The sequence below is a fragment of the Pseudomonas delhiensis genome (assembly GCF_900187975.1).
Lineage (GTDB): Bacteria > Pseudomonadota > Gammaproteobacteria > Pseudomonadales > Pseudomonadaceae > Pseudomonas > Pseudomonas delhiensis.
Genome location: NZ_FZPC01000001.1, coordinates 396,607 through 409,980 on the forward strand (window position 1 = coordinate 396,607; position 13,374 = coordinate 409,980).

Genomic DNA, 13,374 nt, shown 5'->3' on the forward strand with positions numbered 1-13,374 from the left:
TCAGCGTTCCTCCTCGGCTTGCAGGCCGCAGGCGGCGATGGCCAGCGGCGTGGTGAACAGCGGCGGCGCGGGCAGGATCACCCGCTGATCGGGGAAGGCCGCGGCGAACAGCGGCTGTACGCCGGGCAGGGTGCAGGAGCCGCCGGACAGGTAGATGGCGTCCACGGCCTGGCCTTGCAGGTGCGTGCGGACGATGTCGGCCATCTTTTCGAACACCGGGCGCGCCAGCGGCCACAGCGCCGCGCCCTCCTTGCGCTTGCGCCGCTCGGCTTCCTCCAGCGACACGTCCAGGTGGCCGGCCAGCACCAGGCTGACGTGATGTCCGCCGGTGGGTTCGTCGGCGGAATAGGTCACTTCGCCGTCGTGCACCACGGCCACGCCGGTGGTGCCGCCGCCGATGTCCACCACCGCGGCGCGGTCCAGGCGCAGCATCCGCGCCACCGCCGAGGGCTCGTCGATCACGCAGCCGACTTCCAGGCCGACGGCCTCCAGCACGTGTGTGGAAATGCTCGCCTCGGTGCCCGGCGGGTACGAGGTCGCGGCGCGCTGGAAGCACACGCCCAGTTGCCGCTCCAGGCTTTCCAGCTGGCTGCGCACCAGCTTCACCGCGCCGAAGAAGTCCCAGACCACGCCGTCGCGCACCACGTCGGCCCAGTCCAGGCGCACCGCCACCGGCAGCGCCTGGGCGTCGAGCACCACCGACACCACGGCGCTGGTGCCCAGGTCGATGCCCAGGCTCAGCGGCCCGCGGTCGCCCGGTTGCGCGACGGGGTGCGCCAGGCAGTAGGCGGCGCGTTCCAGGCGCGGCAGCAGCCAGTTTTCGAGATCGCGTTGCATGGCCGCCTCAGACGATCCGCAGGTGGTCGACCATGACGCAGCGGCGCAGGCGCACGAAGGTGCGCGCCGAGGTCACGCCCTCGCCGGTCGGCGTGGTGATGGTCATGGTGGTCCAGCCCTCGCCGCCGAAGCCCAGGCCGGCGAGGCATGGCCCGTTCTTGACGAAGATGCTGGTGTCCATGGCGTTGGCCATGCGATCCAGGTGGTCGAGGTTGCGCGAGTGCATGGCCGCCGTGTGGTGGCAGCCGCCTTCCAGCTTCACCGCCAGGGCGATGGCCTGGTCGACGTTGGCCACCCGCACCATCGGCAGCACCGGCATCATCATCTCGGTGATGGCGAAGGGGTGGTCGGCGGCGCTTTCCAGCAGCAGCAGGCGCGTCTGTTCCGGCACCTGCAGGCCGATGGCGGCGGCGATCTTCGCCGCGTCGCGGCCAACCCAGTCGCGCGCGACAGTGCCGCGCCCCTGCTCGTCGACCTTCGGCAGCAGCAGTGGCAGCAACTGCCGGCCCTGCTCGGCGCTCAGTTCCACGGCCTGGTGCTTGAGCATCTCGGCCTTGAGGGCGTCGGCCACGCTGTCGACCACGATCAGCACCTTCTCGTCGGCGCAGATGATGTTGTTGTCGAACGAGGCGCCGAACACGATGTCGCGCGCGGCGCGCGCCAGGTCGGCGGTCTCGTCCACCACCACCGGCGGGTTGCCGGCGCCGGCGGCGATCAGGCGCTTGTCGGTGTGCTTGCGCGCGGCTTCCACCACCGCCTCGCCACCGGTCACCACCAGCAGGCCGATGCCGGGGTAGCGGAACAGCCGCTGGGCGGTCTCGATGTCCGGGCGCTGCACGGTGGTGATCAGGTTGGCCGGCGCGCCGGCCGCGACCATGGCCTCGTTGAGCAGGCTGACGGTGCGCTGCGACACGCGCCTGGCCGCCGGGTGCGGGGCGAACACCACGGCGTTGCCGGCGGCGATCATGCTGATGGCGTTGTTGATGACGGTGGCCGCAGGATTGGTCGAGGGCGTCACCGAGGCGATCACGCCCCAGGCCGCGTTCTCGATCAGCGTCAGCCCGCGGTCGCCGCTGAGCACCTGCGCCTGCAGGCATTCGGTGCCGGGGGTATGGCGGGCCTGGGCGATGTTCTTGGCGGCCTTGTCGGCCACCCGGCCCATGCCGGTTTCTTCCACCGCCAGTTCCGCCAGTTCCTGGGCGTGGCGCTCGCCGGCAGCGCGGATGGCGGCGATGGCCCGGTCGCGCATGGCCACCGAGCGCAATGCTTTTTGCGCCTGCGCGGCGGCGGCCACGGCGGCGTCCAGTTCGACGAACACGCCGGGGGCGCAGGTCGCGCCCGGCGCGGAACCCTCGGCCGTGGAGGTCGCCCCTATGGAGGCGAGCACCGCCTTGACCACCTGTTCGATTTCCTTCGGGTTGATGTCCACGTCGTGCCTCACAGAATTCAGGGATGAGCCGGGCCACTCCACCTGGCGCGGGCCGGTGGAGGACGCTTGTCGTGAATGACCGCCGGGGGCGGGCCTATTTGCGGTAGAGCAGGCTGCCGTCGAGCACCGCTTCGTCGACGATGCCGACCACGCACAGGTCGATCGGCGCGCGTTCCTCGGCCAGGGCCTGGCGCGCGGCGCTGCCGCTGGCCAGCATCACCCACTCGCCGTTGCCGGCGCCGAGGCTGTCGCTGGCCACGTGCCGTTCACCGCCGGGCTGCCCGGCGCGGTCGAGCATCTCGACCAGCAGCAGCCGGTCCAGGCCCATGCCCGGATGCTTCACGGTGCACACCACCTGCCCCACGACAATCGCCAGTTTCATCGCCTGTTACCTCGTCGGGCCGCGTTCCCCGCGGCGTACGCATGGATCCTCGGTGACGGTGCCCGGCACGCGCAGGGCGCGCTCAGGCACCGCTCGGACAGTCGCGGCGAACCGCTCAATCCACCGGGCGATCCCCCGCCAGCCTGATCGGAAAGACTTCCTCCAGGTCCGAATGCGGGCGCGGGATCACCTGCACCGACACCACTTCGCCGACGCGCTGCGCGGCGGCTGCGCCGGCATCGGTGGCCGCCTTGCAGGCCGCGACGTCGCCGCGGACCATGGCGGTGACCAGGCCGCCGCCGATCTGCTTGACGCCCACCAGCTTCACCCGGGCGGCCTTGACCATGGCGTCGGAGGCCTCGATCAGCGCCACCAGGCCCTTGGTTTCGATCATGCCTAATGCTTCCATCTCACTCTCCTCGAACAATCGATCGCCCTTCGCAGGGCCTCTTCGGAGTGGCTAGCCACTCGCGTTACCCCCGGACGGCGGGGGCCGCCGTCCGGCTCAGGCGACTCGCCCGACAGCCTCGGCGCCGCCGGCCATCTTGTTGGCCAGCAGCACCGTCTGGATCATTTCCTCGCTCGTGCAGCCGCGCGACAGGTCGTGCAGCGGCGCGTTCATGCCCTGCAGCAACGGGCCGATGGCGTTCATGCCGCCGAGCCGCTGGGCGATCTTGTAGCCGATGTTCCCGGCCTCCAGGCTTGGGAACACGAACACGTTGGCCGCCCCGCCCAGCGGGCTGCCGGGCACCTTTAGCGCGGCCACCTCGGGCACGAAGGCGGCATCGAACTGGAGCTCGCCGTCGACGCACAGGCCTGGCTGGCGCTCGCGCACCAGCTCGCAGGCCTGGCGCACCGCCTCGGCGTCGGCATGCCGGGCGCTGCCGTGGCTTGAGAACGACAGCATCGCCACCCGCGCCGGCTCGCCGGTCAGCCGCTCGAAGTTGGCGGCCGAGGCGATGGCGATGTCCGCCAGCTGCTCCACCGTCGGCCGCGGCACCACGCCGCAATCGGCGAAGGCCAGGGGCGCGCCGCCATCCGCGGGCAGCATGACGAACACCGAGGACAGCGTGCGGTTGCCCGGCGCCAGGCCGACCACCCGCAGGCCGGCGCGCAGCACGTCGGCGGTGGCGCTGAGGTTGCCGGCGATGCACAGGTCCACCTGGCCGGCCGCCAGCAGCGCCGCGCCGAACCACAGTGGGTCGTGCAGCTGCTCCAGGGCCTGCTCGGGGCCGAGCTTGTTCTGCCGTTGCGCCAGGTCCTGGGCGAAGCCGTGCAGCCAGGGCGAGCGCGAGGGGTCGATCAGCCCGAGGTCGCCCAGGCGGATGTGCCGCTCCAGGCAATAGCCACGCAGGGCGAAGGGGTTGCCCAGCAGCAGCGGCTCGGCCAGGCCCTCGCGCTTGAGGTACTGCGCCGCCTCGATGGCGCGGCGGTCCAGGGCGTCGGGGAAGACCACCCGCGGCGGGTTCTGCCGGGCTACCCGGCGGCATTCGTCGAACAGCTTCATGGCGCCTCCCCCTGCACGCGCCGGTTCAGCTCGGCGGCGCTCGGCCAGGGTTGCCCGCGCAGATGCAGCAGGCTCAGCAGCATGGCCACGTAGAGCGCGCTGGAAAGCCGGTTGAGGGCATGCAGCAGGTCCGGGCGACGCAGCCTGAAGCCGGCCTCCATGAACACCTGGGCGGCGCAGATTTCCACCTCGCGCACCTTGGCCCGCAGCAGGTTGAGTAGCGCCGGCGCGCGGCCGTGGCCGCACTCGGGCACCAGGTGGTCGTGGCCCAGGTACTGCAGCGGCGCGTGGGACAGGCGATGCAGCACGGCCTCGTCGAGCCCGCCGACGGCGAACCCGGCCAGTTCCTCGCCGAGCACGTCGGCACGCATCAGCTGGCCGAGCAGCGAACGGATGTCGGCCAGCCAGGCGGCCAGCCCGGCCGGTTCCGGCAGCTCCACCTGCAGCCACACCGCCAGGGCGATGGCCGCGTCCAGCTGGGCGCGGAACTGCAGGCGCGGGTCGTTCTTGGCCACCAGTTCGTGGGCGTTCAGGTGGGTCATGCCGGCGGGCTTGTGCGCCGGCGTCTCGCCGCACAGCTGGCAGGCCGCGGCGACGCGCCGGGCGCTGCCGGTCAGCCCGTGCACCGCCTGCAGGCACGGCGCGCCGTCCGCGTCCGGCTCTTCGGTCGCCCGGTACAGGCGGCCCTGTTCGTCATGGAACTTCAGCGACAGGTGGCGCTCGTCGATCAGCGCGCGGGCGGCGGGGGTCAACCGCGCGTCGGCGGGCAGCCGCAGCTCGGTGCCTTCGCTCAGGCCGTGGCGCTCGCGCAGCCAGCTTTCGGTGATGAAAGTGCTCATGGCCGCCTCACTGTTCCTGCCAGTTGGCCGGCCAGGCCACGTAGAGGAAGCGCACCCGGCTGGGGGTGCCGAACTCGATGGCGCTGCCCTTGGGGATGAACAGCAGGTCGCCGGGCTGACCCACCAGGGTCTCGCCGTTCTGGCGGATGTGCAACTCGCCCTCCAGCACCAGGTCCACTTCGTCATAGTTCAGCGTCCAGGGGAAGAAGGCGTTCTCCCACTGCATGAAGCCGGCGCCCATGCTGCTGCCGTCCTCGGCGCCGACCACGTCGGTGATGCCGATCTGGCAGTCGCCCGGCACCCCGTCGAGGCGGCCGAAGCGCACGCTGTCGCCCTTCACCAGCTTGATCCCGCCGGCGCCGGTGCGCGCCTCGAAGGCCGCCCGGGCCACGCTGGCGCCGCCCTGCTGCGCGGCCTTGCGCACCAGTTGGTCGACCAGTTGCGCGTCCACCTCGGCGGGCAGTCGCGCCAGTACCTCGGCGCGGATCCGCGCCAGTTCGTCCTCGCTGGGCCCGGCCGCTTGCGCCTCCTGTGCCTCCGGGCTGCCGGCCACCCGCTCGACCAGCGCCAGGCCCACCTGCTCGGCCACCGTGCGCGCCTCCGGCGTGACGATGCAGCGCGGCAGTTCCACGGCCAGGGAACTCTGCCCGGCGGCGATGGCTTCACGGATGTCGTTGGCGGTAATCAGCTTCTTCATCTCAACAGGTCCTCGATCGGATTCCGTGCGTTCAACAGCGCGCGCAGGCGCTCGATGCTGGCGGGGTCGTCGCTGGCGGTGCGGACGATCTCGCCGTCGATGCCGTGGCTGCGCAGCAGGCGCTCGATGGCGGGCAGGTCGACGCCGGGCAGGTCGCACTTGCTGATCACCCCGATCAGCCGCTTGCCGGCGTGGATGTCGAGCAGCCCGGGCGGCAGCCGGCATTCCAGCGAATCGGCGGGGTGCACGTAGACCAGGGTGTCGACGTCGTCGGTGCTGGTGATCAGCGCGCGGTACAGGCGCGGGTGGCTGACGAACTCGCCGGGGGTGTCCAGCGCGCCGCTGGGGTCGTACTCCAGCGCCTGGGTCTTGCGCGCCGCCGCGGGGTTGCCGCACAGGGCGTTGAACAGGGTGGTCTTGCCGGCGCCGACGCCGCCGACCAGGGCATAGCGCTGCGCGCTCATCATCAGCTCCTGGTCACCGGGCAGACGCTGTAGTCGAGCAGCCGGCCGAGGGCGGCGCAGGTCTGCGCCAGCGCCTCCTCCACCGCGCCGACGCTGCCGTGCAGCACCAGGGCGCCGCTGAAGCGGTCGAGGAAGCCGATGCGCACGTCCGCTGCCTTGGTGGCGAAGTCGCCGGCGATCATCGCGGTCTCGCCCGGGGTCAGGGTCATGATGCCGATGGCCTCGGCCCCGGGCACGCCGATCTTGCCCGCCAGCTCCTCCTGGGGGTGCGCGATCAGGTGCGCCAGGGTGACCTGCTTGCCGGGGACGAACTCCTGGATGATGCGCTCTTTGGACACGGGCTCTGCTCCTCTAACTGCTTAGGAAGCTAACAAGTGCCCGGACGGTGGCCCTATCAAAATCCGGCAAAGTTTTCCGCCGCCCCGCAAGACCGGAAAACTCCTACGCGAAACCGCTGGAACGCCCGCAGGACGCCGCATCGAAGGTTACTGGCCACAGCCTGCAACCCGCGGCCGACGCCCTGCTGAGTGACTTTGTCGCAGCCGCCGGAAAGCGTCCGGGCACAGGCGGGGCGCCGCCATGGACGTGACGGGCCGCAGAAGAAAGGGGCGTCTGACGGACAGGTTCCGCGTCGGCCCGACTTGCCCGGCCGCCGCGTTGTTCGTAAGGTGCGCACGTTTTCGTTCGAGGTAACGGGAAGCAGGTGGAAGACCTGCGCTGCCCCCGCAACGGTAACCGACCGCAGGCCTGCGCCTGCCGCGCTCCAACCCGCCACTGTGCGCCACGCATGGGAAGGCCGGGAGCGTGCGAGTCGGCAGCCCGGAGACCGCCCTCGACACGCATGACAGGTGTTGCGGAGGGCCGCACCTTCAAGCGCGGCCACTCCCGCCCTTGCCCAGCCCTCCTCGAAAGTCCACTTTTGAGGAACCCCAGCGATGAAACTTTCCCGTCTTGCCCTGGCCGCCGCCGTGCTGCCCGCGGCGGCCTTCGCCACCGACGATGCCGAACAGGCCTACCAGCTGCCGTCGATGGTCATCACCTCGGCGCGCCAGGCCGAACCCCGCGGCCAGGCCACCTCGGCCAACACCGTCTTCACCCGCGACGACATCGAGCGCCTGCAGGCGCGCAGCGTCCCCGAGCTGCTGCAACGGGTGCCCGGCGTGCAGCTGAGCAACGCCGGCGGCCTGACCAGCTACTTCCTGCGCGGTACCAACCCCGGCCAGACCCTGGTGCTGGTGGACGGCCAGCGCATCGCCTCGGCGAGCAGCGGCATCGCCCGCCTGGACTACCTGAACCTCGACAACATCGAGCGCGTGGAAGTGACCCGCGGCCCGCGCTCGGCGCTGTACGGCGCCGACGCCATCGGCGGGGTGATCCAGATCTTCACCCGCCGCGGCGAAGCCGGCCTGCACCCGCAGGTGCGCCTGGCCGCCGGCAGCAACGGCACCTTCCAGCGCAGCGCCTCGCTCGCCGGCGGCGATGAGCGCACCCGCTTCGACCTGGGCGCCAGCCTCGACGAGAGCCGCGGCTACGACTACACCCGCGACAACGTCGGCGCCGACAGCGACCACGACGGCCAGCGCAACAAGGCCGTGCACCTGAACCTTGACCACCGCCTGAACGAGGACTGGAAGGCCGGCTTCAGCCTCAACGACCAGCGCGGCGACAGCGAATACGACGACGCCTACAGCTACGCCCCCGCCGGGCCCCACGACGAATTCCGCGTCAGCAGCTACAGCGGCTACCTCGAAGGCCAGCTGACCTCGATGTGGAACAGCCGCCTGGAACTGGGCCGCAGCTTCGACCGCAACAAGGCCGTGGGCGCCGCCGAGGCGTGGAACAACGGCACCCTGGAAACCACCCGGCATTCCGCCAGCTGGTTCAACCGCCTGCAACTGGACGCGCGCAACCAGCTGGCCCTGGGCGCGGACTGGTACGAGGACCGGGTCGACGGCAGCACCGCCTTCGCCGAGGACAGCCGCACCAACCACGCCTTCTTCGCCCAGCACAGCTTCAAGGGCGAGGCCTTCTCCACCGAGCTGGGCCTGCGCCACGACGACAACGAGCGCTACGGTTCGCAGCACAGCTGGAACGCCGCCTTCACCCTGCCGGTGGGCGATAGCCAGAGCTGGATCGCCAGCTACGGCGAGGGCTTCCGCGCGCCGACCTTCAGCGACCTCTACTACCCCGGCGCCAGCAACCCGGACCTTGCGGCCGAGACCTCGAAGACCTACGAGCTGCAATGGCGCGGCGACTTCGCCGGCACGCATCTGGAGGCTGCGCTATACCGCACGGAAGTAGACGACCTGATCGCCTGGGACAGCGCCAGCAACATGCCGCAGAACATCGCCAAGGCGCGCATCGACGGCCTCGAGGCCAGCCTGGCCCGCGAGGTCCTCGGCTGGCAGGCCAACCTCGGCCTGAGCATCATCGACCCGCGCGACCGCGACACCGGCCACACCCTGCCGCGCCGCGCCCGGCGCACCCTGAGCCTGGACCTGGACCGCCAGTTCGGCGCCTTCGGCGTCGGCGGCACCTGGCGCGCGCTGAGCAACAGCTACGCCGACGCGGCCAACCAGGACCGCCTGGGCGGCTACGGCGTGCTCGACATGCGCGGCAGCTGGCAGTTCAGCGAAACGCTGCGCTGGGACCTGAAGCTGCAGAACCTGCTGGACAAGGACTACGCCCGCGCCAGCTACCAGCGCCCGACCGACCCCATGGGCTTCCCCAGCGAGACCTTCCACTACAAGGAAGCCGGGCGCACCGCGCTGCTGGCGTTGACCTGGACGCCGGAGTTGTAGGTATCGGCCCATGCAGGAGCGCGCCCTGCGCGCGATTTCGCGGGCAGGGCCCGCTCCTACAGGTTGCCGTGAGGCATGGCATTCTCACCCGTAGGAGCGGATTCATCCGCGATTCCGCCGGCAGGGCGGACGGCGCCCAGGCCAACCTTGGCGCCGCCGGGGATCGCCGCTGAACGGCGGATAACGCGGAGCGTTATTCGCCCTACGTTCGCCATGAGGCACAGCATTTCCCTGTAGGAGCGGGCCCTGCCCGCGATTCCGCCGGCAGGGCGGACGGCGCCCAGGCCAACCTTGGCGCCGCCGGGGATCGCCGTTAAACGGCGGATAACGCGGAGCGTTATTCGCCCTACGTTCGCCATGAGGCACGGCATTTCCCTGTAGGAGCGGGCCCTGCCCGCGATTCCGCCGGCAGGGCGGACGGCGCCCAGGCCAACCTTGGCGCCGCCGGGGATCGCCGCTGAACGGCGGATAACGCGGAGCGTTATTCGCCCTACGTTCGCCATGAGGCACGGCATTTCCCTGTAGGAGCGGGCCCTGCCCGCGATTCCGCCGGCAGGGCGGACGGCGCCCAGGCCAACCTTGGCGCCGCCGGGGATCGCCGCTGAACGGCGGATAACGCGGAGCGTTATTCGCCCTACGTTCGCCATGAGGCACGGCATTTCCCTGTAGGAGCGGGCCCTGCCCGCGATTCCGCCGGCAGGGCGGACGACGCCCAGGCCAACCTTGGCGCCGCCGGGGGTCGCCGCTGAACGGCGGATAACGCGGAGCGTTATTCGCCCTACGCCAACACCCCCGCCAGCCGCCCCAGCGCCGCGCAATCCACGGCGTGCCAGTCGCTCAGCTCCGGCCAGGGGTTCTCCGCCAGGTTGACCAGCGCCGTGTAGCTGCCCGCCGCGCGGCCGCATTCCAGGTCGAAGCGGTAGTCGCCGACCATCAGCATGTCTTTGGGCTGCACGCCCCAGCGCTCGGCCAGGTGCAGCAGGCCGTCGGGGTTGGGCTTGGGCCGGGCCTCGCCGCGGCCAAGGATGTCCGCGCTGGCGAAGCAGTCGCCCAGGCCGATGGCCTGCAGGGTCACCAGCGCCAGCTCGTGGGCGTTGCGGGTGAGGATGCCGAGGCGGTAGCCGGCCTCGTGCAGCGCGCGCACCAGGTCCACCGCGCCGGGGGCGGCGGTGGAGGCCAGGGCCAGTTCGCGCTCGTGCTCCAGCAGCCAGGCGTGCTTGGCCGCCGCCTCGGCTTCCGGCAGCGCCGCCAGGTGGCTGAGGATGTCGTCTTCCTGGGGAATGCCCAGGGCCCGCTTGATCGCCGGGAAGTCGTGCACCGCCAGGGTCAGGGTGCCGTCCATGTCGAACACCCAGTGGCGGATTTCGGCCGGGCTCATGCCCAGTCCTCGCGGCGGCGGATCAGGCCTTCCTGGGTCGCCGAGGCCACCAGTTGGCCGTCGCGGTTGAAGATGCTGCCGCGCACGAAGCCGCGGCCGTTGCCGGCCCAGGGGCTGTCGATGGCGTACAGCAGCCACTCGTCCGCGCGCAGGTCGCGGTGGAACCACACGGAATGGTCGATGGTGGCCACCTGCATGTCCTTCTGCCACACCGAACGGCCGTGGGGCAGCAGCGAGGTGGTGAGGAAGCCGAAGTCCGAGGCGTAGGCGAGGATGTACTTGTGCAGCGCCGGCACGTCCGGCAGCTTGCCGTCGGCGCGCAGCCAGAGGTACTTGATCGGCTCGCCGACCTGCGGGTCGTAGGGGTCGTTCTGGGTGACCGGGCGGATCTCGATGGGCTTGGGGTACAGCAGCTTGTCGCGGATGCGCTCGGGGAACTGGGCGATGCTGCGCTGCTTGAGCTCCAGGTCCGTGGGCAGGTTCTCCGGGCCGACCACGTCGGGCATCGGGATCTGGTGCTGGAAGCCCTCCTCGTCGTACTGGAAGGAGGTGCTCAGGGCGAAGATCGGCTGGCCCTTCTGGATGGCGGTGACGCGGCGGGTGCTGAAGGTGCCGCCGTCGCGCACCCGGTCGACCTGGTAGACCACCGGCATGCTGGCGTCGCCCGGGCGCAGGAAGTAGCCGTGCATGGAGTGCACGTGGCGCGCCGGCTCCACCGTCTGGCTGGCCGCCGACAGCGCCTGGCCGAGCACCTGGCCGCCGTACAGCTGGCGGAAGCCGAGGTCCTGGCTGATGCCCCGGAACAGGTTTTCCTCGATGGGTTCCAGGCTCAGCAAAGCCACCAGGTTGTCCAGTATCTGGGTCATGACGTTTCCTCGAAATCGGTACTGCGAATGGGATGCGGGCGGCGCGGCTGGGGGTAGGCGGGCGAACTGCTCAGACGAGTGTCCCATACCGCGCGGCCGATGGTGAAATGATAGAGGCTGACCGGGCGGTCCGGTCCCTCGCCGAGCAATTCCCGCAGCGCCTCGTCGAAATAGCAGCCGATGCCGGTGCCCGAGAGCCCCGCGGCCTCGGCCTCCAGGTAGAGCAACTGGCCGATCTGCCCCGCCTCCCAGTACAGCCGCGGGTAGGTCCAGGGGCCCTCGGCCAGCGCCGCGTCCAGGTCGGCGAGCATGGCGAAGGCCACGCAGCCGTCGCTGGCGATGTCCTGGCCGCAGGAAAGGAAGGCCGAGAGCTGGCGGGCGTCGCCTTCCAGCAACAGGTACAGCGGCAGCCCGGCGTCCGCCCGGCGCCACTGGAAGTCCGCGCGCAGGCCGCCCGGCGCGCGGCCGCCGCGGCCCAGCCAGTAGAGCCCCGGCGCCAGGCCCTGGACGCGGTGGACGAACAGCAGCAGGTCCAGGCGCGGCGGCTCGCCCGTGCAGGCGAAGGGCACCGGCGAGTGCTCCGGCAGCAGGCGGCGCAGCCAGGCCAGCAGCAGCTCGGCGTGGATGCCGCTGCGGCCGTCCAGGCTCTGCGCGCTGCGCCGGCGGTGGAGGATCGGGCGCAGCGGCAGGCCGGGGTTGTCCTGGGTCGCCTCGGCGCGCGGCAGGCGCCAGTCGGCGGGGGCCAGCGCCGGCGCACGGCACAGCGCATGGACGCGCTCCAGCTCCGGCCAGTGGCGGTAGCTGCGCGAGAGGCGGTTGGGCGCGCCCTGCAGCTCCAGCGCCGCCAGCCCCCGCAGCAGCGCATCGGGCACGCGGGGTTCGCGGTCCTGCGGTGGACCTATCCACAGCAACGCATCCACCGCCTCGCGCTCGTGGAAGCCTTCCCGGTCCAGGCCGAAGGGCGCGTCCAGGCTGCGTTCGTCCAGCGCGCGCAGCAGCCGCACTTCCCAGCCCTGGATGGCCGCGGCGATGGCCAGGGCCGCCAGGGCATGGCCGAAGTCGTGCTGGCAGTAGCGGTAGGCGCGCTCGCCGTACTTCCAGGCCTCGCGCCAGGGGATGCTGGCCAGCGCCAGCAGCAGGCCGTCGCCGGGGAGCTGCCCGGCCAGGGCGGGCGGCAGTTCGGCGCGCACCTCCAGCAGGTGTTCGTCGGCCGTGTAGTGGGCCAGCACGGCGGACTTGTCCACAGCCCCGGCCGGCAGCAGCAGGTAGGCCTCGGTGGGGTGCAGATTGCCGCTGGAAGGGTTGACCCGCAGCGCCCAGCGGCTGCCGCCGGCTTCCTTCCAGGCGGAGAGGGCCAGGCTGTCGTAGAGCAGTTGCGAGACGCTTTCCAGGCCCAGCGGCGCCGGCTCGCCGAGGGGGCCGGCGAACACGCCGTCGTAGCCCGGCGATTCTTCCTGCGGGCGGTGCAGCAATTTGATCGAGCGCGCCCCGGCATAGCGGCGGAAGGGTGCCGGCTGGGTCGCCCAGTCCAGCTGGCCGGGCCCCGGGGCGAAGCGCTCCGGGGCGTGGCAGCTCAGGGCGTGGTAGGCACGCACGGCCTCGGCGGCGTTCATGTCTGCGCCTCCAGCCATTGCTGGCGGCTGATGCGGAACAGCACGTGCGGGCGCAGCGCATGGCCCTCGGGCAGGCGCGGGTGGTCGAAGTCGGCGGCCGCGTCGCGCCGCATGTCCAGGCGTTGCATCAGGCCCTGGGACGGCAGGTTGGCCGGCACGGTGAAGGCCACCACCTCGGTCAGGCGCAGCTGTGCGAAGGCGTATTCCAGCACCGCCCGCGCCGCCTCCAACGCATAGCCCTGGCGCCAGAACGCCCGGTTCAGCCGCCAGCCGATCTCCACCGCCGGGGTGAAGGCGGCTTCGAAGCCCACGTGCTGCACGCCCAGCACGCCGAGGAAGGCGCCGTCGTCGCGACGCTCGACTATCCACTGGCCGAAGCCGTGCTCGGCGAAGTGCGCGTGGATGCGCGCGGCCAGGGCGTCGCTGTCCTCGCGGCCCATGCAGGCGGGGAAGTGGCGCATCACTTCGGGGTCGGCGTTGAGGGCGGCGAAGGCCTCCAGGTCGCCGTCGCGCCAAGGGCGCAGCAGCAGGCGCGGAGTGCTCAGGCTGGGCAGGTGCATG

At 71.3% G+C, this 13,374-nt stretch carries 14 protein-coding genes and 1 riboswitch; of the genes, 1 reads left to right on the forward strand and 13 read right to left on the reverse strand.

The annotated features are described in order from the left end of the window. The 9 genes from eutJ to eutS form a co-directional block, all read right to left on the reverse strand. Entirely contained in the window at nucleotides 1–837 is an 837-nt protein-coding gene (gene eutJ / locus CHC02_RS01820; protein WP_089389802.1) for an ethanolamine utilization protein EutJ, read from the reverse strand. Between the two features lie 7 nt (nucleotides 838–844). Next, a complete protein-coding gene (locus CHC02_RS01825; RefSeq protein WP_208604332.1) occupies nucleotides 845–2,266 on the reverse strand; it encodes an aldehyde dehydrogenase family protein in 1,422 nt (473 codons plus the stop codon). Nucleotides 2,267–2,360: 94 nt separating this feature from the next. After that, nucleotides 2,361–2,648 (reverse strand): ethanolamine utilization microcompartment protein EutN, encoded by a 288-nt coding sequence (gene eutN / locus CHC02_RS01830; protein WP_089389803.1) that lies wholly within the window; start codon nucleotides 2,646–2,648, stop codon nucleotides 2,361–2,363. A gap of 115 nt (nucleotides 2,649–2,763) precedes the next feature. After that, nucleotides 2,764–3,057 (reverse strand): ethanolamine utilization microcompartment protein EutM, encoded by a 294-nt coding sequence (eutM, locus tag CHC02_RS01835; RefSeq protein WP_089389804.1) that lies wholly within the window; start codon nucleotides 3,055–3,057, stop codon nucleotides 2,764–2,766. Nucleotides 3,058–3,153: 96 nt separating this feature from the next. Beyond that, a complete protein-coding gene (locus CHC02_RS01840; RefSeq protein ID WP_089389805.1) occupies nucleotides 3,154–4,155 on the reverse strand; it encodes a phosphate acetyltransferase in 1,002 nt (333 codons plus the stop codon). Beyond that, nucleotides 4,152–4,994: an ethanolamine utilization cob(I)yrinic acid a,c-diamide adenosyltransferase EutT gene (gene eutT, locus CHC02_RS01845; protein WP_089389806.1), complete on the reverse strand. Its 843-nt coding sequence runs from the start codon at nucleotides 4,992–4,994 to the stop codon at nucleotides 4,152–4,154. Before eutT ends, CHC02_RS01840 begins: the two co-directional genes overlap by 4 nt. A 7-nt stretch (nucleotides 4,995–5,001) precedes the next feature. Next, nucleotides 5,002–5,691, reverse strand: coding sequence for an ethanolamine utilization acetate kinase EutQ (gene eutQ, locus CHC02_RS01850; protein ID WP_089389807.1), 690 nt, complete (start codon nucleotides 5,689–5,691; stop codon nucleotides 5,002–5,004). Next, entirely contained in the window at nucleotides 5,688–6,155 is a 468-nt protein-coding gene (locus tag CHC02_RS01855) for a EutP/PduV family microcompartment system protein (protein WP_089389808.1), read from the reverse strand. The genes eutQ and CHC02_RS01855 overlap by 4 nt, the downstream gene beginning before the upstream one ends. 2 nt (nucleotides 6,156–6,157) lie before the next feature. Next, on the reverse strand, nucleotides 6,158–6,493 hold the full coding sequence (gene eutS / locus CHC02_RS01860) for an ethanolamine utilization microcompartment protein EutS (protein ID WP_089389809.1): 336 nt from the start codon (nucleotides 6,491–6,493) through the stop codon (nucleotides 6,158–6,160). Nucleotides 6,494–6,804: 311 nt separating this feature from the next. Continuing rightward, nucleotides 6,805–7,003: riboswitch (cobalamin riboswitch) on the forward strand. Between the two features lie 87 nt (nucleotides 7,004–7,090). Between eutS and CHC02_RS01865 the strand changes: the two genes are divergently transcribed. Then, nucleotides 7,091–8,956, forward strand: a complete 1,866-nt coding sequence (locus CHC02_RS01865; protein WP_089389810.1) for a TonB-dependent receptor domain-containing protein — start codon at nucleotides 7,091–7,093, stop codon at nucleotides 8,954–8,956. Between the two features lie 778 nt (nucleotides 8,957–9,734). Here the strand turns inward: CHC02_RS01865 and CHC02_RS01875 are convergent. The 4 genes from CHC02_RS01875 to CHC02_RS01890 are packed head-to-tail and all read right to left on the reverse strand — an operon-like array spanning nucleotide 9,735 to nucleotide 13,373. Then, the gene (locus CHC02_RS01875) at nucleotides 9,735–10,334 is read right to left on the reverse strand and encodes an HAD family hydrolase (RefSeq protein WP_089389812.1); all 600 of its coding nucleotides are present in this window, start codon (nucleotides 10,332–10,334) and stop codon (nucleotides 9,735–9,737) included. Further along, nucleotides 10,331–11,200, reverse strand: coding sequence for an acyl-CoA thioesterase II (gene tesB, locus CHC02_RS01880; RefSeq protein ID WP_089389813.1), 870 nt, complete (start codon nucleotides 11,198–11,200; stop codon nucleotides 10,331–10,333). Before tesB ends, CHC02_RS01875 begins: the two co-directional genes overlap by 4 nt. Continuing rightward, complete coding sequence (locus tag CHC02_RS01885) at nucleotides 11,197–12,813, reverse strand: nitroreductase family protein (protein ID WP_089389814.1); 1,617 nt, start codon at nucleotides 12,811–12,813, stop codon at nucleotides 11,197–11,199. The genes tesB and CHC02_RS01885 overlap by 4 nt, the downstream gene beginning before the upstream one ends. After that, nucleotides 12,810–13,373, reverse strand: coding sequence for a GNAT family N-acetyltransferase (locus CHC02_RS01890; RefSeq protein ID WP_089389815.1), 564 nt, complete (start codon nucleotides 13,371–13,373; stop codon nucleotides 12,810–12,812). The genes CHC02_RS01885 and CHC02_RS01890 overlap by 4 nt, the downstream gene beginning before the upstream one ends. Between the last annotated feature and the right edge of the window lies 1 nt (nucleotide 13,374).

What these genes read in the sequence shown, in the direction of transcription:
- CHC02_RS01875 (WP_089389812.1), bottom strand. Translation starts at nt 10,334, where the DNA reads ATGAGCCCGGCCGAAATCCGCCACTGGGTGTTCGACATGGACGGCACC.
- CHC02_RS01855 (WP_089389808.1), bottom strand. Translation starts at nt 6,155, where the DNA reads ATGAGCGCGCAGCGCTATGCCCTGGTCGGCGGCGTCGGCGCCGGCAAG.
- eutJ (WP_089389802.1), bottom strand. Translation starts at nt 837, where the DNA reads ATGCAACGCGATCTCGAAAACTGGCTGCTGCCGCGCCTGGAACGCGCC.
- CHC02_RS01865 (WP_089389810.1), top strand. Translation starts at nt 7,091, where the DNA reads ATGAAACTTTCCCGTCTTGCCCTGGCCGCCGCCGTGCTGCCCGCGGCG.
- eutN (WP_089389803.1), bottom strand. Translation starts at nt 2,648, where the DNA reads ATGAAACTGGCGATTGTCGTGGGGCAGGTGGTGTGCACCGTGAAGCAT.
- CHC02_RS01885 (WP_089389814.1), bottom strand. Translation starts at nt 12,813, where the DNA reads ATGAACGCCGCCGAGGCCGTGCGTGCCTACCACGCCCTGAGCTGCCAC.
- eutQ (WP_089389807.1), bottom strand. Translation starts at nt 5,691, where the DNA reads ATGAAGAAGCTGATTACCGCCAACGACATCCGTGAAGCCATCGCCGCC.
- eutM (WP_089389804.1), bottom strand. Translation starts at nt 3,057, where the DNA reads ATGGAAGCATTAGGCATGATCGAAACCAAGGGCCTGGTGGCGCTGATC.
- eutT (WP_089389806.1), bottom strand. Translation starts at nt 4,994, where the DNA reads ATGAGCACTTTCATCACCGAAAGCTGGCTGCGCGAGCGCCACGGCCTG.
- CHC02_RS01840 (WP_089389805.1), bottom strand. Translation starts at nt 4,155, where the DNA reads ATGAAGCTGTTCGACGAATGCCGCCGGGTAGCCCGGCAGAACCCGCCG.
- CHC02_RS01890 (WP_089389815.1), bottom strand. Translation starts at nt 13,373, where the DNA reads ATGCACCTGCCCAGCCTGAGCACTCCGCGCCTGCTGCTGCGCCCTTGG.
- tesB (WP_089389813.1), bottom strand. Translation starts at nt 11,200, where the DNA reads ATGACCCAGATACTGGACAACCTGGTGGCTTTGCTGAGCCTGGAACCC.